This is a genomic window from Mesorhizobium sp. WSM4306 (genome assembly GCF_007003975.1).
Taxonomy (GTDB): Bacteria; Pseudomonadota; Alphaproteobacteria; order Rhizobiales; family Rhizobiaceae; genus Mesorhizobium.
In genome coordinates this window covers 18535-39023 of record NZ_VFTC01000035.1, presented here as the reverse complement: position 1 = coordinate 39023, position 20489 = coordinate 18535, and the positions used below count along the sequence as shown (strand labels likewise).

Genomic DNA, 20489 nt, shown 5'->3' with positions numbered 1-20489 from the left:
GCGGACCCACCCGGAGCGTTCAATCGATAGCAGCCAAGCTTCTTGTGCGCGTCCACAGACCGTCGCGGCCATTATTTAGTTGGATACACATGCAATGACCCACAACGAAGCAACTCTTGAGCCTTTTGTGATCCTTGCTATGCCAAGGACCGGAACACACTATTTAGAAGAATTGCTAAACGAGCATCCGACCGTTTTGAGTAACGGTGAGTTGCTAAACGAATATGATCCCAATTGGCCCAGCACTGATCGCCTGCTAGGCACGGATCGCGAGCTTCTTGAGCTTGCCTATGTGCGCTGCCCTATGCGCGACTACAAGAATGTGACGCATCTTGGATGCAAGATCAATGAACCTCAGTTTCGCGAGCGTCCCGCATTCTTTGCGGAACTGGCTCGTTGGCCAGCACTCAAGGTCATCCTTGTTGTTCGCCGAAACGTATTGGAATCGCTCCGATCCTTTGTGCAGGCCAGGGAAAGCGGTCACTGGCTGAAGTTCAGCTGGGACAACGATACCGCTCGGCCACCGAGCGTCAGGTTGTCAATCGCCGACTGTGAGGCTTATTTCAAAGCCGCCGACGATTTTCACGCTCGCGTTATGGACTCCTTCACGTCGACCAACCTGCTTGTAATGGAATACGAGAGCCTACTTCACGAACCTGCCCAATGCCTGGGAGCGGTTTGGGATTTCCTGGGCGTTCCAGCGCTTGAGCCATCAGATAACGCCATCCTGCAGCGCCAGGAAACGCGACCGCTGGATCAAACGGTGGAGAACTTTGACGAGTTGCGGATTCACTTCGCACGGGGACCTTATTCAAGATTTTTTGACCTCGGAGATTCAATGCGCTCCTACGCTTAATCGCTTGTACCGCGTGCTCTGATGGGCGTGTAGGATATCCTGCAGTTTGCGCGCATTCCGTCGCAAAACTGACAAACCAAAGTCACCAAGACGACAGAGATATCGGCCGGCAGTCGATCTGCGGCAGACATCAAAGACACGGCCGCAAGGCGACCTGGTCAATTCCCTCTCTGGCGAAGCACTTCTTCAGACGCGATCTTTGGCGAGCCTTGAGTGCAAATTCCGGCAAAGGTGGAGGGTTCCAGTGCGCAACCCGCACCAATCTCGCTGGACGGGACAGGCCTCCAGTTGGCACGGCGCTTGCTCCGAGATGACAGCAGCGCTCGACCGGAGCGCAGCATGGGAGAAGGAGGAGCCCCCACCCCGATCCGGTCAGGGAGAGAGAAACGGTGTTGGTTCCAAGAGTCCCCCGCGCGATCGCAGCGCCCCGCAAGCCCCATTTTGCCCGGACCTACGTGCAGGTGCTTGCCGCCATAGTCCTGGGAGCCGCAATTGGCTACCTCTATCCGGAAACCGGCCAGAGCCTGAAGCCGCTCGGCGATGCCTTCATCAAAGTCGTCAAGATGATTATCGCACCTGTCATCTTCCTGACAATTGCGACCGGCATTGCCGGCATGAGCGATCTGCAGAAGGTCGGCCGAGTTGCCGCCAAGGCGATGGTTTATTTCCTCACCTTCTCGACACTTGCACTCGTTGTCGGACTGATTGTCGCGAATATCGTTCAACCTGGCGCCGGCCTCAACATCGATCCGGCCTCGCTCGATGTCCAAGCCGTTAAGGGCTATGTGGCCACGGCTCACGAGCAGTCCGTGACCAGCTTCCTGATGAACATCATCCCGTCAACGATTGCCAGTGCCTTCGCGGAAGGCGACATCCTGCAAGTCCTGTTCTTCTCGGTCCTGTTCGGCATTGCTTTGGCGATGACCGGAGAGACGAGCAGGCCGGTCGTTACCTTTCTCCAGGCGCTTACCGCCCCCATTTTTAAGCTCGTCGGCATTCTGATGAAGGCTGCACCCATCGGCGCCTTCGGCGCAATGGCCTTTACGATCGGCAAATACGGAATCGGTTCGGTGGCCAACCTCGCGATACTGGTCGCGACGTTCTATCTTACCGCCTTCCTCTTCGTGTTCGGGGTTCTCGGCGCGGTCTGCCGCTACAACGGCTTCTCGATCTTTTCTCTCGTCCGCTACATCAAGGACGAGCTGCTGCTTGTCCTGGCAACGTCCTCCTCGGAGGCCGCGCTGCCCTCGCTAATGGAGAAGATGGAGAAGGCCGGCGCCGCCCGTTCGGTCGTAAGTCTCGTCATCCCTACTGGATACTCATTCAATCTGGACGGTACCAATATCTACATGACGATCGCCGCCCTCTTCATCGCCCAGGCGACGAACACAGATTTGTCAATTGCCGATCAGATCCTCCTGCTGCTAATTGCGATGCTTTCCTCGAAGGGTGCGGCAGGCGTCACCGGCGCCGGCTTCATCACATTGGCCGCTACTCTCTCTGTCGTGCCGAGTGTTCCCGTTGCCGGAATGGCTCTAATTCTTGGCGTGGACCGCTTCATGTCGGAATGCCGCGCGCTGACGAATTTAGTCGGTAATGCGGTGGCATCGCTCGTTGTCGCTCGCTGGGAAGGCGAATTGGACCAGTCACGGATGGAAACCGCTTTCCGCGGTTAGGGTTACATCAAACTGGCTCCCCGCAAGCAAGATCGCAACAGCGCGACGTGTAAGTAGCGGCCTTGACACAACAGTCGAATTGCCAGCCTCCAAAGAGCGCTGGAAATAGAGTACTAACGCAGTGAGTAATACAACACCATGAAGCCCCTAAGCAAACGAACGGTTCACGGAGACTCATCTGGGTGCGCATGGAGCGCTGTTCGTCGAATGCGCTATCCGCGGGGTGGGGGAACTATTTCAGCTTGCCGCCCCAAGCCGTCGCGGGAGCGCACCGGATGATGGAGGACCGGCCGATCAGAATCGCTAGGGGAAAGCGCGTCACAATAGCCGATCTCGCCCGCGAAGCCGGAGTCAGCGTAGCAACAGTCGATCGGGTTCTGAACGTCCGCCTTCCGGTGCGAGAGGAGACCGCCCAGCGGGTCCATGCGGCCGCGCACGCGATCGGCTATCATGCTGCCGGTCTCATCAAACAGCGCTTGCAGCAGCACCTGCCGCACTACAAGCTGGGCTTCATCTTGAGAAAACCTACCCACGATTTCTACCAAGATTTCGCTCGCAAGATCGAAGAGTCGGTCAGTATGGCTAAATCCTTCCACGGCCTTCCGATCATCGAGTTCGCGCAGTCACATTTGCCGCGTGACCTGCTCCCGCTTCTTAAGGACCTTGGGAGCCGCTGCCAGGCGATCGCCATGGTGGCGGCCGATCACCCGAAAATCACAGCATCAGTCGAGGAGCTCAAGGCGAAAGGTATCCCGGTATTTTCGCTGCTATCCGACTTCGCCGATGGCGTGCGCGAGGGCTACATCGGCCTCAACAACAGCAAGGTCGGACGGACTGCCGCTTGGGTGTTTTCCAAGGCCGCAAAACGGCCCGGCAAGGTGGCGGTGTTTGTCGGAAGCCATCGCTTCCAGGCGCATGCGACGCGGGAAACGGCCTTTCGTGCGTATTTTCGTGAGAACGCGCCAAAATTCGAGGTGCTTGATGCGCTCGTGAACCTTGATGAACGGCAGCTCACTTACGAAAAATTGCTGGATCTTATGCAGCGGGAACCAGAGCTCGTCGGCTTCTATATGGCCGGCGGGGGGATAGAGGGGGCAATTTCCGCGCTCCGAGAAGAGGGGAGCGGTCAGGATCTCGTCGCGATCGTGAGTGAAATGACGCCGCAGTCACGTGGGGCGCTTGCGGATGACATCTTGACGATGGCGGTCGGCACGCCAATGCGCCGACTTTGCCAGGAGCTGATAATGGCAATGGAGCGGGCCATCAAAGCCGGCGTCGCGGAGAGCCCGGGGCAGACATTTCTGCCGTTCGACATTTATCTTCCGGAAAATATTTGACCTTGATGGATTTCTATCATGAGCGCCCATTTTCCTTTCACCGATGAAAGGAAAGCTCGATTGACTCGGCCGTCTCTGTCCGATCTGTGAACCGGCGTGGTTCCGTCTTGAAAGAAGCCGGATGCCGAAATGGCAGCCGCGCTTCATGGAAGGAAAGTCAAGCAATGCGCCAGGTATCGCCCCGCTTTGCACTCGATCACATGGCGGCGCCCCGCCTTGACGTCAGTGCGCTTTTCGCGCTTGCCCGTGACCAAGGCCTGACCGACGTCCAAATCCGTTACCCTCATTTCAGCAATCCTGTCGCACGCGGCATTCCGGCTGCGGACGTTCGGTTGGCCGCTACCGAAGCGGGCGTCACGATCATCTCTGTCAACGCCTTGCAGCGGTTCAACGACTGGACTCCAACGCGTCAGGCCGAGGCAAGCAACCTCGCCGATTATGCGACGGCGTGCGGGGCGGAGACGCTCGTGTTGGTGCCGGCCAACCGCAGCTCGTGGCCCACCAATAGCGAGCGCCAGGACAATCTTCGTTTCGCTCTAAACGAGATCAAGCCAATCCTCCAGTCGCGGGGTCTGATCGGTCTCATCGAGCCGCTGGGTTTCCGAACCTGCTCGCTTCGATCAAAGAAGGAAGCGGCCGAGGCCGTTGCCGCGGTTGATGGCCAGTCCGTCTTTCGCCTCGTGCACGACACGTTCCACCACACCCTGGCCGGGGAGACATGCCTGTTCTGCGAGCTTACCGGCCTGGTGCACATTTCAAGCGTAAACGACCCGACCTTCTGGATTTACCCCGATCGCTTTCTTGCAGGTTCCGACAATGGCAGCCAGATTCAGGCGCTGCTGGATGGCGGCTACGCGGGACCTTTCTCATTCGAGCTGGTCGAGGAAGTCCATTCTCTGGACGATCTCGCAGGCGCACTTGCCGCCAGCATCGACTTTATCCGGCGAGGGCTATTGTCGTCAAAGTAGATGGTGACAGGAGTAGTGACTATAGGTGCGCCTGAATTTTCCGTGGGTTCACAGCGGGGCAGCCATCCGAGATGCCTCCTGTATCATTATCTCCCGCATCCAGATGCTTGCCGGATCGCTATTGTGGAGGGCCGGCCATTGGAGGGTCTCGGTGAATGTGGGAAATGGCAGCGGAAGTTCGATAACCCGCAGGGGGAACGTTTTTTCGAAATGCCTGACCAGCCGTAAGGGCATGGTCGCTATACGAGCTGTGCCGGACACCATAGGTGGAATCATGCTGAAGCCCTGCACGGCGACCTCGACACGTCTCTTAAGGCCATGCTCAAGCAAAAACCATTCCTCGATAGACGGCTTCATCGTACGCCCGAACCTGACCGCGACGTGCCTCATCGACATGTATCTCTCGAATGTAAGCTGCTGTGGCAGCTGCTTGTTTGTGGGACAGCCTACGCACACGAGCTTCTCGTCAAACAGCGCAACGCTTGAATGCACACTCGACGTGAACATATCCGGTAGAATTAGAAAATCGACGTCACCGCGCCGGAGAAGCTCATCGGGGCTATCGTCGACAGGCAGCAGTTCGAAGCTGACGGCGGGGGCTTCCCGTGAAATACGCTCCACAAGCTTTTCGAAAAACACGAGCGTGACGAAATCGGAAAGAATGATCCTGAAGAGGCGATCGGCTCGAGCTGGGTCAAACGGATCCGAAGAAATAATCGAGCACTGGATGTGCTGGAGAGCGTCGCGAACTGCGGGGGCAAATGCTGCCGCACGCGGGGTTAGAAATCTTTCGCGACCTCTTATCGTAAACAGTTCATCGCGGAAATAATCGCGCAGTCGGGCGACGGCCGCACTCATGGCGGGCTGACTCAGGTTAATCCTGCGTGCCGCCGCCGAGAGATTACGCTCCGTCAGGAGTGCGTCGAGCACAACGAGGAGATTTAGATCAAGTCCTTTGAAACGCATGTCATCAGCCATCCATGGGATGGATGCCTTTAACCGAAACAAACGACTTTAACAATTTAGCATTCTTGCAATCTTTTGTCGCAAAAAGTTTATGATGGATGACGTTAAGGTCCGACATATGAGCCGCGTGATCTGCCGAAGCGAGCAATCGTTCGTACTGTGCAGGTCAGAGATTGGCAGTTTGAAACGCCGGGCCGATGGCGCCGGTCTATCAACCAGCGTCTTCGGCGGCCCCGACCTAGCTAGGCGTGGAACCTAATAGGGTGCACCTTTCCAGTCCGAGGCGACTGATGGGCGGTTTGATCCTAAGCTGCCGTGAGGCCTGTGCCAATTGTATCGGCGAGCCAATGCAGCAGTCCGGCAGCGTTTTTGAGAGCTGTTGTAGGCTCGGCCTAAGCCCATTGGCGCAAGCCTATCTGAACGAAGCGCTTGGCCTTGCCGCTATCCGGTATGTGATCTGTGGTGCCTTCTCGTCCTGCTGTTCTTGTTTTGGAACGCCCTTATGGTGAGCCCATCCGGGACGTGGGGCACCGGGAGCACAAAGGTGCAGGCAGGCCGTCAATAGACCGTGGGCTGAGAGCCCGAGCTCGTTACATGGCCGCCCCTCGCGACTTTCCCGGATGCGCTGCGAGCGCGGATCAGTAGATGTCGTGTTGCCCGCCAGCTCCCGTCTTTGACCGAGCCAAGAAGGAGGAACGGGCATGCTTATCATCGGACTGGATATTCACCGCGCCTTCGCCGAAGCAGTGGCATGGGAGGAGGGCAGGCTCAGGCGACTCGGCCGCGTCGACATGCGGCGCGATCTGCTGGCGGCGTTCGCCGCGAAGCTGTCGCCGAACGATGTCGGGGTGATCGAGGCCACCGGCAACGCGACGTCCGCTGCAGCTGTGGTTGCGCCGCATGTGAAGAAGGTGGGGATCGCCAAGCCGAAACAGGTGTTTATCGTTGCCTATGCCAAGATCAAAACGACGATCGACGCCGACGTTCTTGCGCAGCTCTATGCCAGCGGCTTCTTGCCAGAAGTCTGGATTGCGGACGAGCCGACGCAGGCTCTGCGTCGACAGGTGACACGGCGCAATCAGATTGTCCGACAGAGATCTCGATTGAAGAGCGTCATCCAGTCGATCCTTCATAGCCACCTGATCCGTCCTGCCCGCATGCTGACCTGTGCGGCGCCAAGGGTCGGACCTGGTTAATCGAGCAGGTCGTACCGCAGGACGAGCGCCTCGCGATCGATGGGCATCTGCGCGAGTTCGACCGATTGGGCGAAGACCTCCAGGTCATCGAACGCGATCTTGTCCGCTCGGCTCTCGAGGATGAAGGCGTGAAGCGGCTGATGACCATTCCCGGCGTCGACATCACCGTCGCGCTGGCGATGAAGGGCGGCGATCGGCGACGTGTCGCGCTTCGACGATCCGCAGAAGCTCGTGACCTATCTCGGGTTGAACCCAAGCGTCCAGCAGTCCGGCCAGGTCCGGCCTACCATGGGCGGATCACCAAGCAGGGCCGTGGTCATGCGCGCGGCATGCTCGTCGAGGCGGCCTGGGCGGCCGCTCGTGCTCCCGGACCGTTGCGAGCCTTCTCCCTGCGGCGTGCGAGCCCGGCGCGGACAGCATGTCGCGGCCGTGGCAACCGCACGCAAACTCTCTGTCGTGATCTGTCATCTGTTGAGAAGGGCGAGAGTTACGCGTGGGCTCGACCCTCCCTGCATGCCAAGAAGCTTGCGCGATGTGGAACTCAAGGCCGGGAGCAAGGCTGTGCGCGGCCAAAAGGGAGCGCACGCCTACAACATAAAGAGCCACCGGGAAGAAGAGCGCCGCTGGGTGGAGCAGGCCGAGGGCGCCTATGCACGCCTCGTCGCCGGTTGGAACCCACGAGGTCCGAAGAGGGTAGGCACGGATGCCGCAAACGAGGCGCGACGATAGAAGCTGCGCGGCAGGGCTCTCATCTCGGACCCTGCTCTTCGCCACGCGGTCGTCCGTGCGCGACAGGAGAATAGCGCAGATTTATCAAAAAGGCTCTTGTCGATCACATCAGTGGTCTTGGGCGCTGTACGGCCGGGTGAAGACTTTGCAGGTGGCCCGGAAAGCGTTTGACCTGCAGCGAAGCAATTGTCGTCATTACGCGCTCGACCCGGGCGCCCAGCTTGGCATAAGGGCTACGTGGCCTCAGGAAGCGTCGTCGCCAATGCAGACCATGGACGAATTCCCAGCCGATGCCGAGATGCCGGTCGACCGTGCCTGTCGCCGTCCGGTGATGCGATGCCCCCGAGCGGATGAGTTCGCCCCGGATGCTCCCGGTCACGACGCACGGGTTCGGGTTCCAAGGCGCTCAGTTTTGTTCGCGCCCAATCGGTGTAGGACGCGGCAGAAATACGAGCGTGACGAAATCGGAAAGAATGATCCTGAAGCGGCGATTCGGTAGAGCCGGGTCAAACTATCCGACGAAATAAACGATCACTGGATGGGCGGGGGAGCGTCGCAAACTGGAGGGCAAGAGCTCCCGGACGCAGCGTTAAGTTTGAATACCTCCGCGGACATGGTCGCGAGCTTATCGCGCAAATAAATCGAGCAGCCGAGCGCCGGCCGCACTCATGACCGGCTGGGCTCGGTTAATCCTGCATGCCGCGCCCATGAGGTTACTTGTCCGGAGTGCGTCGAGCACAACGAGGAGATGTAGTTCACGATCTTTGAAAAGCGTGGTCAACCATCCAAAGTGTGGATGCCTTTCATCGAAACAAACGATTTCATCAATGTTCTGGAATCCTGCATGGGCAGAAGCACCTGATGGACACCGATGCCCCCACTGCCTCATGGCGTGGCGAGCGTCTTAAGAAACCGCCCGAAAGGAGATTTTTCATGCGCTCTACCGGGCAGTGGAGTGCTGGGAAAGGGAGTTGCAACTGACCGGCCATGTCAAACTGTCCGACTTCTTCCGAGCCTATGGACAGACCGGGAGACGCGCACGTGTAGCGGCTCACATCGTCATACTGCACCTACGCCACACACCGGCCGGACCTGATCCGGCTTTATGAGCATTGGGCTTTGTCAGTTGCCCAAGCGTGATGGCTTTCGCGACGCGGCGCGCCTCAGGAACTGAGCCGCGTCCAGGTCGAAACGCGGGAAAGAAAGACAGGAAACAGAATGGCCGATCAATTCGCAACGGACGTCATTGCCCTGATCAAGAAACGCGCCGAGTCGGAGAGCGGTGAGGGAATGCCTGCGTCATTCGTCGGCGAGATAACAATCGCCACGGAACTGGACGCGCTCGGGTTCGATTCGCTGGGTTTGGCGGACGTCCTCTGGGATGTGGAGCAGGCCTACGGCATCAAGATCGACATGAACACGGCCGATGCCTGGTCCAATCTCAAGAATGTCGGCGACGTCGTGGAAGCCGTCCGCGGCTTGCTTGCGAAGGAGGCTTGAATGGACAGGCGCGTCGTTATCACCGGAGTGGGCGGCCTGTGCGGACTGGGCACCGACGCCGCCTCTATGTGGAAAGAGATGCGCGAAGGCCGCTCCGCCATCGGCCCGATCGCCAATTCCGAGCTTCATGACCTGGAGGGCATGACCGGCGCTGAGATCAAGGCGCTGCCCCAGCACGACATCGATCGCAAGCAGCTCGTCTCCATGGCCCGCTTCAGCTTGCTCGCCGTGCTTGCAGCGCGCGAAGCCATGCGGCAGGCCGGACTTTCCTGCGACGAGGGGAATGCCCATCGCTTCGGCGCGACAGTGGGCGTCGGCGGCTTGGGCTGGGATGTGATGGAGGAAACTTACCGGGCCCTCCTTTTGGACGGCGCGAGGCGAGTTGGCATCCTCGCTGTACCCAAAACGATGCCAAGCGCCGCCGCCGGCCAGGTGAGCTTGAGCCTCGGCTTGCGCGGGCCGGTCTTCGGGGTGACCTCCGCATGTGCCTCGGCCAACCATGCGATCGCCTCGGCGGTGGACCAGATCAAGCTGGGCCGGGCCGACGTAATGGTTTCCGGAGGCAGCGACGCACCCTTCGCATGGGGCGTGCTGAAAGCATGGGAAGCAATGCGCGTGCTTTCACCCGATACCTGCCGGCCCTTCTCCGCCGATAGGAAGGGCCTGGTGCTGGGCGAGGGTGCGGGCATGGCCGTGCTGGAAAGCTACGAGCATGCCACGAGGCGTGGTGCCACAATTCTTGCCGAGATCGCCGGCGTCGGCCTTTCCGCCGATGCCTTCCACATTGCCGCGCCATCTGTCGAGGGGCCAGCGTCGGCGATGCGCGCCTGCCTTGCCGATGCCGGGCTGAATGCCGAGGACGTCGACTATCTCAACGCGCACGGCACCGGTACCAAGAGCAATGATCAGACTGAAACGGCGGCGATCAAGCGTGTGTTTGGAAACCACGCTTATTCGATGTCCATCTCTTCCACCAAGTCCACGCACGCGCATTGCCTCGGCGCAGCGAGCGCGCTTGAAATGATCGCCTGCGTGATGGCAATCCAAGAGGACGTCGTGCCGCCGACCGCCAACTATCGCGAGCCAGATCCCGCTTGCGACCTCGACATCACACCCAATGTGCCGCGCGAGCGCAAGGTGCGCGTCGCCATGAGCAACGCCTTCGCCATGGGCGGTACGAACGCAGTTCTGGCATTCAGGCAGGTGTAGAAGCCATGCAAGACGCCTCATTCGAGGTCACCTGTCGTATCTAGCTGCTTGAGGGGCGGGGCATTGTGATACAGGGAGGGCTGTGGGGTCCCTCCTTCTCGGCCTCGACGATGTGGGAGGAGCCTGTGCGGCGAAACGGGCTAGACGCCCCCAGGCCCAGAACTTGGGCGAAACCAACTCCCACCAAAGCACAGCCGCTTTAGTAGCCGAACAATGAAGCCTCGCTCGACGAGCCGCCGCCTCTACTGTCAGCGGCATCACGCGGTTGAAGCGAACAGCGCAGCGGCTACTGTTTCCCGCACAACTCGGACGGCAATTGGGACAAGTCCGCACATGTCGTCACGTAAGCTGAACGCCGCAGGTACAGCCAAATTGGGGGCGGGGCGTTTCTGCCGTTTTGATAGAATTCTATCAAACTGACAATTTTCCTTGCACGAATGCAAGGAGAGCTCGATTGACTCCCCTCCTTTCTTGTCAAGGATGGGTTTGCAGGCTGCGGTGCGGCAGAAGCCGGACAGAACGGCGACCGGTCGAGTAAAGGCCTGCGCAAACAAGCGCGCATATTGCGGGCGCCCGCACGGAGGAGAAGACGCTCGTCCTGGTGAAAGACAACGATGCTCAGGCGCCATTGCCATTTGCCGAGGGGGTCCGCGCGCCGGAAATTTCGAAGCAACAAAGGTGAGATCGAGAATGATGATGGCGAAATACAACACAGCTCACCGTCCAGTGCAGTTCTACCGGCGGGTGGCGGAGTGGGATGGGCTGCCAAATGGAACGTAAAAAGATCAGCAAGGAGATGCTTGGCGATAGTCAGGCGCTGCGCAAGCTGCGTGAGCACCTTGTCAAGGTGGCCAAGGCGAAGACTACGGTCCTGTTGCGAGGTGAATCCGGAACCGGCAAGGAGCTGGTTGCCAAAGCCATTCACGAGCTCTCGCCTCGCGCCAAGCAGCCCTTCATCAAGGTCAATTGCGCGGCGCTCACCGAGACGCTTCTGGAATCTGACTTGTTCGGTCATGAGAAGGGTGCCTTCACCGACGCGAGCAGTTTGCGCAAGGGGCGCTTTGAGGCTGCCGACAAAGGCACATTGTTTCTGGACGAGATTGGCGAAATATCAGGTTCGTTCCAGGCTAAGCTGCTGCGTGTCCTGCAGGAGCAGGAGTTTGAGCGCGTCGGCAGCAACCACACCATTAAAGTTGATGTTCGCGTGATTGCCGCAACGAACAGGGACTTGGAAACGGCAGTTCAACGCAAGGAGTTCCGGCAAGACCTCTATTATCGCATCAACGTCGTCACTTTACGCGTGCCGGCATTGCGCGAAAGGCGAGGTGATATTCCGCTCTTGGCCGCTCAGTTTCTCAAGAATTTCAATACTGAGAATGATCACACGCTGACCTTCGCTCCCGAAGCGATTGAGGTGCTAATGAACTGCGAATTTCCAGGTAACATCCGAGAGCTCGAAAACTGCGTTCAACGGACGGCAGTTCTGGCGACGGGTCCATCAATCCTCAGAACTGACTTTGCCTGTTACGCGGATCAGTGCTTGGCCGCGGCGCTGTGGAAGAACGGACAGCCGACGTCAGAGAAGTCGACTACGATCGAGCCTTCCGCCGCCTGTGCCGCCCCGCCCGTCGGCGACGGGCAAGCGCCGATAGGCCCTGCCACGACTCGTGGTAGGGTGCCCGATGCCGATACGGTCATTGCTGCCATGGAAAAGTGTGGCTGGGTGCAGGCAAAGGCGGCGCGCCTGCTCGGTTTGACCCCGCGCCAGATCGGCTACGTGCTGAGAAAACGCGGTATCGAGATCAAGCGTCTCTGAAACAACCCGCCGAGCAAGAGCTGGAGCAGGTCAAGCATTGGTGCTCTGGCGCCGAGCCCATCGGCCAGGCTTACGAAGTGGGTGTGAACAGCGCTGCCAAGATTCCGGCCGTGTGCTTTCTACCACCAGTCGTACTGGGGCTCTGCGACTGACAAACTAAAAAGGAGTAATCCTCTGGCGGGACCTGGTCGATACATTAGCTGATGGCTTACCGCTCGATATCACGCAATCTGAGATGGGCATGAAAGTGAGTTCGACCGCTGGACAGTTGCCGACTTCGTCAGGTATTGGCCCCTGCGACCGGTTGATCTCCGATATCCAAATTCTTGGAAGTTGGTCGAGACGAAACTGTCGCCCCGGCTCGTGACCGACCGCGCGCCCGGCAAGATCGAGTTACAAAGTTGCCGAGGCAGTTTGATGTGCGTTCCTGCATCACTGTACGGGACACGACCTGACGGGAGACTATGATGCGTAGCCAAAAAGAAAAGATGCTCGCAGGCGAGTTTTACAATGCGGCGGATCCGGAGATCCAAGCTGACCTGTTGGCAACCGGGGCTTGGCTCAAGCGGTACAATGATACGCTGGGGCAGACCACGGGGCATTGGCATGAGCTTTTGTCCGAGCGGCTGGGAGAGGTTGGGCGCGGAACGGTCATCCGTCCGCCCTTTTTTTGCGACTACGGATTCAATATCCGCATTGGAGCCAATGCCTACATCAACTTCAACTGCGTTATTCTTGACGTGGTAGAGGTCAAAATCGGGCAAGGAACGGCAATTGGGCCTGCTGTGCAGATTTATACCGCCGATCATCCACATGATGCCGAGCAGCGGCAGGCCGGCCTGCAGGTCGGGCGTCCTGTTCACATTGGCAGCCGTGTCTGGATCGGCGGTGGAGCAATCATTCTGCCTGGCGTCACGATTGGTGATAATGCAGTGGTAGGCGCTGGCTGCGTGGTCACACGAGATGTTCCCGCCGGGGCAAAGGTAGTGGGAATTCCTGCTCGCGTGGCCGACCCACATAAACAGGCATAATCAACCTCGTTGACCCTGGAGGTGCATGCGAACTGTCGAAACTGTGCCGAATTTTTGTCGAAGCCATTGAGCGCTGCATATGTTGTCGCGACTCGGGCGCTTCAGTTCTTTTGCCACGGGGGTCACAAGATCATGTGCGTAATGCCGCCGCAACGTGCTCACGTCCCGCAGCAGCGGACCCTTTCACATGGCCCAACGAATTCAGAGCCTACGTTGTGCTGCCACTAGCATTACTGCTCACGAATGTATTCCCAACTGAGTTTTCGCCCTTGGAGGCAAGCAGCGACTCACCAGCAATCGCCGGCCATTAATCCTGGCTAGCATCGACCCCGACGAGGCGAGCCGCGGCGTTGCGGATCGGCATGTCGATGACCGTGATTGCGCCTTCGGCAAGGAAACGACGTTCGTTTCTGGTCAGCGTAGCCGAATCGATCACCGCAAAATGTGGGCCAGTGGAGCGCTTCATCAGCTGTCTGGCATATGTGCGCAGCATCTGATCGTTGAAGCGGCAGCCCACGAAGAAAAAACCCCGGTTGACGCGCCGTTGCTTCACCGCGTCCGGGATCGGCGTCTGGATATCAATTTCGGTTAGGACTTCGACGTAATCGGAATCAGCCACGAGGAAGTTTGCCGCCGGCCTGACGCTGCCGTGCGGCGCATAGAGCACCGTCCTAGCCACTTGTTCGGCCTCGAGTTCTGTTCCTGACAAATCGTAAGTTCTCGTCCAGATGTTACCGATTCCGGTCGCGCGCGTCGTTCCTTGTATCTCGACAACGTCTGTTTGGCCGGCCTCTGCAAGGGCTGCTCGCATGGCGCCATCGTACCAGCTGTCGATGATGACAGACAGTTGAAGGGTTGCGAGCCAGGCGTGAAGAACGGTCGGCTCGGCGGGGGCTGCGAATATCTCCGCCATCCACGCTTGGAGAGTCCGACGATGTCGGCGCTGCTCGATAAACTGCGCGACCGACCACATATTGGTGCGAATCCTGGAAGGGGCAGGCGCCCGCTTGTTGAGGGCCGCGGCGACATCTTCAGGGGTGCAAGGTACAGGGGATTCCGGTGGGTTAAGCTGCAGAAGACCAGGACCGAGATAGGGGATCACTCGATCGGCCTTGAGAGCGCCGTTCAGCAGGTCAATCAGTTTTTTGGCAAAACTGCCCCGGACGACGACGAGATGGTCCCAGCTCAGCATCGTGTTCATACGCGTTTCCTCTCCGCCACTGAACCCACCGGCATCAGGCCCCGTCGGAAATCTTCATCGCCTCGACGGTGATCGGCAAACGCGTGTCGCGCGGAAGGTCGGGCAGCATGAGCCGCCAACCGTTCCTGAGCGTCACGGTCCCGCCCCATAAGTCAGCGTTCTCAATCTCGGTGATCGGCTCTTCGAGATCCTTCTTGGGGACATAAGCCGACAAGCCAGTAGCGGTCCTGCGAATCATTACTTTCATCCGGCTGTTCCCCCGTTGGAAATGCCTTCAGCTCCGCAGGGAACCTCGACTTTGTCGAGGCTAATGAGTTCGCGCGCTCGCATGCCGACGACCGTGCCACGATCGATCCATTCGACCGCATAGATGAAGAATTGCTGGAGAAAGGTTCCAATGTCGCGCACGTAGCCTTCGTCGCCCTTCCGCACGAGGTTTTCGCCGATCTCCTTGCCGGGATAGGTGCCGTCGTTTTTTATGTGGCGTATCGCACGGACCCGCTCACCCTGCATGAACCGTGGCGGTCTGCCGATTTCGACCTCCTGTTCGCGTCTGGACCACATGCTGTCCATTCCTTTCTCGAGGCTTTTGTTGTGGTCGCGGGTTGCAGGCGTCGTCGTGCGGCGAACCCGACCGTTTCGGTAGGAATCAAGCGGGAACGCAGGTTTTCGGTACCGGACAGACCGACACGCATTGCTGCGTATCGAAGGCCTCCTTGCATTCGGTGCACTTGTTTGGATCGATCACATAGGCGTCGCCCTTGAACTTGATCGCTTCCGAAGGACATTCGAACTCGCAGGCCCCGCATTGGGTACATTGGGATGCGATGATCTTTAAAGCCATTCTAACTCCTGGTTATCGGACGAGACGGCTCAGGCCGTCGCCGCTAGTGGTCTGATCCCAAACTCTGCCGCGTAAAGTGCGCTGACTGCGGTCTCGATGTAGTCATGGCCATAGGCGTCGGTTACGCGCAGTCCAACTCGCGAGAGTTGTTCCTTCGGGCGATTTCCGATCTTGGCGCATAGCACTATGTGTATGCCTTCGAGCGCTGCGATGACGCCCTCGAGGATGGCGTCTTCGCCCCCGCCTCCGAGGCAATACCGCTCGACCTTCCGATGCCCGACCAAGCTGATCCCTCTAGGCGAGACTTCATAAACCTGGAATTCCTTCGCGTGGCCGAAGTGTTCGTTGACCCGTCCACCTCCCTTAGTGGCCACCGCAACCAGAAGCGACTTTTCGGAGTCTGTTGCCTTGACCATACCGATGGCCTCGCTCCTCGCCGCCTCATGATCACGGCGCTCGTGTGCGACCACCTGCCGATAGGCCTGACGCTTGCCAGCATCGTAGGCGACATCGTCGGGAATACCGTCCAGCGTGAATTCCTGGCCACGATCTTCACCGAGCAGGCCGACAGCATCTGCCCGGCACTGCCGGCAGTGGCGCATCAACTTGGCGCCACCTTCAAGTCGATCCTGAAGAGCCATCATCTCCGTTGCCGTTGGGCCGCGCTGCCCGATGAGTCCGTAGTGGGTACCGTGCGCCGGGTCCGAAATCAGAGGCATCACGTTGTGCAGAAACGCGCCCCGCTCCCTGACCATTTTGTTCACCTCAAACAGGTGCTGGTCGTTCACTCCAGGAATCATCACCGAGTTGATTTTGGTGAGGATGCCGCGCGCGCTCAGCATCTCCAGGCCCAGCATCTGCCGCGCGTGCAAGATTCGAGCGGCTTCGATGCCGAAGTAGCGGCGATTTTCATAAAAGATCCATGGATAGATCTTCGCGCCGACTTCCGGGTCGACCATGTTGATGGTGATCGTCACGTGATCAACATTCATTTCGGCAAGCTCGGCGACATGGTCCGGCAGCACGAGCCCATTAGTGGAGACGCACAGCTTTATGTCGGGGATTTCCCTGATGACGCGGTCGAACGTTGCCTTCGTTTTCTCCCAATCGTAACAGGCATCCCCCGGCCCAGCGATGCCAAGAACCGAAAGCTGCGGAACTTTGTTGGCAACGGCGATGACCTTGCGTAGCGCTTGGTCGGGCGTCAACTTCTCAGACACAACACCAGGCCGGCTCTCGTTGGCGCAATCGTATTTGCGATTGCAATAGTTGCACTGGACATTGCAAGCCGGCGCGACCGCCACATGCATACGCGCGAAATAATGATGCGCTTCCTCCGAAAAGCAGGGGTGATCCTTGATCCTTTCCCAAATAGCCGGATCCTCTTCGCCCGGGCTGGTCGGCGACGAGCCGTAGGAAGACGATGCGCAGCCACCGGATTTCGCGGCTGCCAGAAGACCCTCGGATGTCGTGCTAGTCGGCCCCTCAATCGAAACTGTCGGTGAGGACATCAAACGGCTCCGTTGCTGGTAACGTCGCGGTTCAAGGTGCAAGAGCCATACCAACTGAAAAAAGCGGCTTCAGTTCACTATTCGGGTCGATATCGCATTGTGTCAGGCCGGCGCGACACAATTTTGTCCTGCTTGCGACAGTGCAAGTCCAAATCCGTTCAGAAGCACGAAGCACTCCTTGTCGCGCACAGGGCGCGCAAGACCACTGGCCTGACGATTGGCTCATCAGGCTCTTAGAAGTTCCTTCACCTCGATACTATGCCGGCGTATCGCCTAGCCGACTTGTCGCAGCTTGAGGCCGAGAATTCGAGCCGCATTAGCCTGAACCCAGCCGGCCTTCTCCATTGTGTCGATCAGCCGTCACGCTTCGTCCGCCGCGGTCCCAGCCCCCGTCCGGCCGTATCGTTAGAATCGCAAGTGGCCATCTCGTGTTCAGGCGGGCGCCGATGCGCCGAACCGGCATCGTGCTGGCCCGTGAGAGCTCGTCGATGACATTGCCACGTTCCGAAAGATTGGTTCCTTCCAGAGGAGAACGCCAAGCACGCAGTTCTCCGGCTCGCGGACGTTGCCGGGGAAATAGCATTGCGAGATCAGCTCAACTGCCGACGGCGCAAAGCCATGGTTCTCCATATTTCAAGGGTAAGCGCTGTGTCCTTCCAGGAGGACCCGCGATCTGTGGGCCTGCCGATTCTGAGGTGGATCGGAGATCGGCTTGTGTCTGAACTTGAACTTACGATTGACCCTGAGCGGCAGCCTCGGCGTTTTCGAGGGTGATCAACGGCGCTGTTGGTCGGCGGCATTGGTCGATGGACGACAAGGCACGGAGTCATCTCCGAGACCCTGGAGCCGACGCGGTGATCTCGGAGGTTGCCCGGCGCTACGGGCTGCGGCCGCGGCGGAACGCTCGCAAGCTTGCGACGTCGGCAGGACAGGCCACTCCCGCCTAGTGGTTTCGGTGGCGCCACCGGAACGACCCGTTGGGCCTACATCCTTGCACCAGAGCTCAAGGCCACGGCCTGAGAATCGGCCGCCGCTCCCCCTACTTGGTTCCTCAGCCGACAGCGCTAAGAAGGAGAGCAACTTCCGTCGGCGCGAGGATCATTGCGTCGTGGCCAGTGGCGAGTTCCTGCCACGCCCAGCCATCCTGCTTCGCGACCCATTCTCGCGCTCCCGCCATCGGCGGGTGGAGTGGATTAGTGCAGACGACATAGGTTCGGGGTCTGCCGTTGCCGAGCGGGTGCTCGAGCTTAAGTCCGCTTTCGTAGGTGCCTGCCGGATGCGGTGTTATCCGGCGCCGCACCCAGTCCGTGAGCGAGTGTCCCTCGGGAGTGCCGAATGCTGTTGGCGGCGGAGTCGGCATGAAGATACCCCGTCCTTCCTCCGCAACCAATTTTCGACGGGCGGCGACGATGTCGGGGGGCATGGTGCTGAATACACTTTGACCGCTCTCGACGATGGCGCCGTCGAGATAAACGAGATGGCTGATATGGTCGGGTATCCGGTCGGCGGCGCCGGTGATGCTGATGCCGCCTAGACTGTGACCGACAAGGATCACATCGCTCAGCTCTTCCGTTACAATGTGGTTGACGATGTCGGTCACGAATGTGTCGGGCGTGATGTCCTTGCACAGCAAACGTGCGCGTTCGCCGACACCTGTCTGGGTAGGCGTGGTCACGTGGCATCCCATCTTGCGAAGATTGGCGGCGACGTCCCGCCAACACCATCCGCCATGCCAGGCACCATGCACTAGCACATACGTCTTTATCATGGATTGTGCCGTTCCATTTGCTCACCGGCCGTTGTGGCTGCCATCCGGCACGATGGCCGGACATTGTCCAAAGGGGCTCGACCACGTTACCGGTGGTAAGTCCGGCACAGGCGCCCCGTGGCCTGAGGATACCCCTACCAAGTCGAGGAAACTTGAATTGCGAAACCCAATATTCACTAGCTCTTTGCAAGTGGATGGAGAGGCTCATGGTGTGCCGCAGTTGCTCGCTGCCGGCATGCTCTTGGCACCGGCTGATCATCCGAACTTGAACAGGACACCAAAGCCGCCGCGCGGATAGTTCCACTCGATGTCGCCGCCTTTCTCGCACAATATCCGGCAGGTGCCGCATTCCATGCAGCCGTCGGCGGTGATCTCGACTTGACCCTTGTCATTCAACTCATAGCATTTCGCCGGACAGACGTAGGTCAACGCAAGCAAGTTCGCGCTTGGCTTGTCGTGCGGTCGCACTATGATATGGGGGCGGCCGGAATCGACCAGATAGCGGTTCTGGTAAAGTTTGTCCTCGACACGAACCTTCGTCACTGCGATCGTCATCTTGTACCCTCTTCAGCGCCATGCCAATGCCAGGCGGACCGCGTCGCTGACCAACCCCCAGCGCGAGCGCGCGTTGATGAAGGCGGCCGTGGTGTTCTTTTCCTTCTCGATCTTCGGCGTGCCGTCGACACGCATGAAGGTCTGAGCGGCATGCGACATCAACCGCGGATAGCTGTCAAAAAAGTTGCTGGAATTGGTGTGGAGTAAGGCTGGCATGTCCTTGTATTTCTTAAGATCCTTGATCACAAAGGAGTCATCCAGCATCGTCTTGTAGAGCGCAAGGTTCGCTTTGGTCATAGGACCGTTGCGGCTTTTGACTTTGATGATCGCCTCAGCCGCGACACGACCCGAGGTCATGGCAAGGTTCGAACCCTCACGGTGAATGGCATTGTTCAGTTGCGCTGCGTCGCCGACGATGACCCAACCGTCGCCGAATAGCTGCGGAATGGCCCTGTAACCACCTTCGGGGATAAGATGGGCGGCATATTCTTTCACCTCCGAGCCAGCGATCAGCGGCCGGATCGAAGGATGGTTTTTCATCGCATCCAGGAGGGCGGACGGGCTCTCCATCGTCGCGGCGAAATCCGAGACCAGGCAGCCGATGCCGAGTGAAATCGACTCCTTATTGGTGTAAAGGAAGCCGAGCCCGGCCATGCTGCGAGAGATCGTGCCCACGGCCTCGATTACGCAGCCTTCATCGCCCTTCACCCCGAACCGCTGGCCAATGACCTCTTCGGGCAAGAAATGCATTTCCTTGACGGCAATCGCCACGGTCTCCGGCTTCGGCATCTCGCGCAGGCCTGCGCGAGTGCCAAGCAATCCCGACACCCCTTCTGCGAGAACGACCACATTCGCGAAGACCACTCCGCCAGCCCGGTCTGTGCGGACGCCGATCACCTTGCCATTGCCATCACGGACGAGTTCCGTCGCGGTCGTCTCACACAGGACCGTCGCGCCAGCCTCGCGCACCTTGCGGGAAAACCATTTGTCGAACTGGGCGCGGATGATCGTGTAGCGGTTGGGTTTCGCCTCATTGAAGTCGTCCGACCGGTAATGAATTCCGGTGTGAGACGTGTCGTCCATCACCCAAAGTCGCTGTTCGACCAGGTGCCGCTCGAGGGGCGCATCATCCCGGAAGTCCGGGATGATCTTCTCCAGCATGTTCGCGTACATTATGGCACCCTGGACGTTCTTAGAGCCCGGATATTCCCCGCGCTCCAACTGCAGGACCTTCAGCCCCTGGCTTGCCAAAGTGTAAGCAGCTGCGTTTCCAGACATGCCGGCTCCGACCACAATGGCATCGAATTGTTCAATCATGTCCTCTCC

The 20489-nt window shown here is 59.0% G+C and carries 16 protein-coding genes and 3 pseudogenes; 9 read left to right on the top strand and 10 right to left on the bottom strand.

The features are described from left to right. The first annotated feature begins 94 nt into the window (after positions 1 to 94). From FJV77_RS28445 to FJV77_RS28430, 4 genes are all read left to right on the top strand, one after another. Positions 95 to 856 (top strand): sulfotransferase domain-containing protein, encoded by a 762-nt coding sequence (locus tag FJV77_RS28445; RefSeq protein ID WP_063169397.1) that lies wholly within the window; start codon positions 95 to 97, stop codon positions 854 to 856. Positions 857 to 1248: 392 nt separating this feature from the next. Beyond that, complete coding sequence (locus FJV77_RS28440) at positions 1249 to 2532, top strand: dicarboxylate/amino acid:cation symporter (RefSeq protein ID WP_210326678.1); 1284 nt, start codon at positions 1249 to 1251, stop codon at positions 2530 to 2532. 275 nt (positions 2533 to 2807) lie between these two features. Next, positions 2808 to 3869 carry a LacI family DNA-binding transcriptional regulator gene (locus FJV77_RS28435; protein WP_051695606.1) on the top strand — a complete coding sequence of 354 codons (1062 nt, stop codon included), beginning with the start codon at positions 2808 to 2810 and terminating at the stop codon, positions 3867 to 3869. 164 nt (positions 3870 to 4033) lie between these two features. Next, positions 4034 to 4837 carry a TIM barrel protein gene (locus tag FJV77_RS28430; RefSeq protein WP_063169395.1) on the top strand — a complete coding sequence of 268 codons (804 nt, stop codon included), beginning with the start codon at positions 4034 to 4036 and terminating at the stop codon, positions 4835 to 4837. A gap of 48 nt (positions 4838 to 4885) precedes the next feature. On the opposite strand, the gene FJV77_RS28425 is transcribed toward FJV77_RS28430, so the two are convergent. Beyond that, on the bottom strand, positions 4886 to 5803 hold the full coding sequence (locus FJV77_RS28425) for a LysR family transcriptional regulator (RefSeq protein ID WP_063170390.1): 918 nt from the start codon (positions 5801 to 5803) through the stop codon (positions 4886 to 4888). A gap of 701 nt (positions 5804 to 6504) precedes the next feature. On the opposite strand from FJV77_RS28425, the pseudogene FJV77_RS28420 reads away from it, so the two are divergent. From FJV77_RS28420 to FJV77_RS28400, 5 genes and pseudogenes are all read left to right on the top strand, one after another. Continuing rightward, positions 6505 to 7728, top strand: a pseudogene (locus tag FJV77_RS28420) (IS110 family transposase). A gap of 1218 nt (positions 7729 to 8946) precedes the next feature. Then, positions 8947 to 9228: an acyl carrier protein gene (locus FJV77_RS28415; RefSeq protein WP_029356603.1), complete on the top strand. Its 282-nt coding sequence runs from the start codon at positions 8947 to 8949 to the stop codon at positions 9226 to 9228. Next, a complete protein-coding gene (locus FJV77_RS28410) occupies positions 9229 to 10437 on the top strand; it encodes a beta-ketoacyl-[acyl-carrier-protein] synthase family protein (protein WP_063169394.1) in 1209 nt (402 codons plus the stop codon). A 772-nt stretch (positions 10438 to 11209) separates the two neighbouring features. Continuing rightward, positions 11210 to 12253, top strand: a pseudogene (gene nifA, locus FJV77_RS28405) (nif-specific transcriptional activator NifA); the annotation flags it as partial. A 464-nt stretch (positions 12254 to 12717) separates the two neighbouring features. Then, positions 12718 to 13284: a sugar O-acetyltransferase gene (locus FJV77_RS28400; RefSeq protein ID WP_024505228.1), complete on the top strand. Its 567-nt coding sequence runs from the start codon at positions 12718 to 12720 to the stop codon at positions 13282 to 13284. A gap of 307 nt (positions 13285 to 13591) precedes the next feature. On the opposite strand, the gene FJV77_RS28395 is transcribed toward FJV77_RS28400, so the two are convergent. From FJV77_RS28395 to FJV77_RS28350, 9 genes and pseudogenes are all read right to left on the bottom strand, one after another. Continuing rightward, the gene (locus tag FJV77_RS28395; protein WP_024505229.1) at positions 13592 to 14485 is read right to left on the bottom strand and encodes an SIR2 family protein; all 894 of its coding nucleotides are present in this window, start codon (positions 14483 to 14485) and stop codon (positions 13592 to 13594) included. Positions 14486 to 14519: 34 nt separating this feature from the next. Beyond that, positions 14520 to 14732, bottom strand: a complete 213-nt coding sequence (gene nifT / locus FJV77_RS28390; protein ID WP_024505230.1) for a putative nitrogen fixation protein NifT — start codon at positions 14730 to 14732, stop codon at positions 14520 to 14522. Then, a complete protein-coding gene (locus FJV77_RS28385) occupies positions 14729 to 15049 on the bottom strand; it encodes a nitrogen fixation protein NifZ (RefSeq protein ID WP_024505231.1) in 321 nt (106 codons plus the stop codon). Before FJV77_RS28385 ends, nifT begins: the two co-directional genes overlap by 4 nt. Positions 15050 to 15134: 85 nt before the next feature. Beyond that, on the bottom strand, positions 15135 to 15329 hold the full coding sequence (locus FJV77_RS28380) for a 4Fe-4S binding protein (protein WP_024505232.1): 195 nt from the start codon (positions 15327 to 15329) through the stop codon (positions 15135 to 15137). A gap of 29 nt (positions 15330 to 15358) precedes the next feature. Further along, entirely contained in the window at positions 15359 to 16840 is a 1482-nt protein-coding gene (gene nifB / locus FJV77_RS28375) for a nitrogenase cofactor biosynthesis protein NifB (protein ID WP_063169393.1), read from the bottom strand. A gap of 273 nt (positions 16841 to 17113) precedes the next feature. Then, positions 17114 to 17200 (bottom strand): annotated as a pseudogene (locus FJV77_RS28370) (helix-turn-helix domain-containing protein); the annotation flags it as partial. A 691-nt stretch (positions 17201 to 17891) separates the two neighbouring features. Beyond that, positions 17892 to 18608, bottom strand: a complete 717-nt coding sequence (locus FJV77_RS28360; protein WP_063169392.1) for an alpha/beta fold hydrolase — start codon at positions 18606 to 18608, stop codon at positions 17892 to 17894. Positions 18609 to 18863: 255 nt separating this feature from the next. Next, on the bottom strand, positions 18864 to 19163 hold the full coding sequence (locus FJV77_RS28355) for a ferredoxin family protein (protein WP_024505235.1): 300 nt from the start codon (positions 19161 to 19163) through the stop codon (positions 18864 to 18866). A 12-nt stretch (positions 19164 to 19175) separates the two neighbouring features. Continuing rightward, the gene (locus FJV77_RS28350) at positions 19176 to 20480 is read right to left on the bottom strand and encodes an FAD-binding protein (RefSeq protein WP_063169391.1); all 1305 of its coding nucleotides are present in this window, start codon (positions 20478 to 20480) and stop codon (positions 19176 to 19178) included. Positions 20481 to 20489: the final 9 nt, after the last annotated feature.

Coding starts and splice junctions, on each gene's coding strand:
- FJV77_RS28385 (WP_024505231.1), bottom strand. CDS start 15,049: ATGTGGTCCAGACGCGAACAGGAGGTCGAAATCGGCAGACCGCCACGG.
- FJV77_RS28410 (WP_063169394.1), top strand. CDS start 9,229: ATGGACAGGCGCGTCGTTATCACCGGAGTGGGCGGCCTGTGCGGACTG.
- FJV77_RS28435 (WP_051695606.1), top strand. CDS start 2,808: ATGATGGAGGACCGGCCGATCAGAATCGCTAGGGGAAAGCGCGTCACA.
- FJV77_RS28415 (WP_029356603.1), top strand. CDS start 8,947: ATGGCCGATCAATTCGCAACGGACGTCATTGCCCTGATCAAGAAACGC.
- FJV77_RS28445 (WP_063169397.1), top strand. CDS start 95: ATGACCCACAACGAAGCAACTCTTGAGCCTTTTGTGATCCTTGCTATG.
- nifT (WP_024505230.1), bottom strand. CDS start 14,732: ATGAAAGTAATGATTCGCAGGACCGCTACTGGCTTGTCGGCTTATGTC.
- FJV77_RS28430 (WP_063169395.1), top strand. CDS start 4,034: ATGCGCCAGGTATCGCCCCGCTTTGCACTCGATCACATGGCGGCGCCC.
- FJV77_RS28395 (WP_024505229.1), bottom strand. CDS start 14,485: ATGAACACGATGCTGAGCTGGGACCATCTCGTCGTCGTCCGGGGCAGT.
- FJV77_RS28360 (WP_063169392.1), bottom strand. CDS start 18,608: ATGATAAAGACGTATGTGCTAGTGCATGGTGCCTGGCATGGCGGATGG.
- FJV77_RS28380 (WP_024505232.1), bottom strand. CDS start 15,329: ATGGCTTTAAAGATCATCGCATCCCAATGTACCCAATGCGGGGCCTGC.
- FJV77_RS28350 (WP_063169391.1), bottom strand. CDS start 20,480: ATGATTGAACAATTCGATGCCATTGTGGTCGGAGCCGGCATGTCTGGA.
- FJV77_RS28425 (WP_063170390.1), bottom strand. CDS start 5,803: ATGCGTTTCAAAGGACTTGATCTAAATCTCCTCGTTGTGCTCGACGCA.
- FJV77_RS28355 (WP_024505235.1), bottom strand. CDS start 19,163: ATGACGATCGCAGTGACGAAGGTTCGTGTCGAGGACAAACTTTACCAG.
- nifB (WP_063169393.1), bottom strand. CDS start 16,840: ATGTCCTCACCGACAGTTTCGATTGAGGGGCCGACTAGCACGACATCC.
- FJV77_RS28400 (WP_024505228.1), top strand. CDS start 12,718: ATGATGCGTAGCCAAAAAGAAAAGATGCTCGCAGGCGAGTTTTACAAT.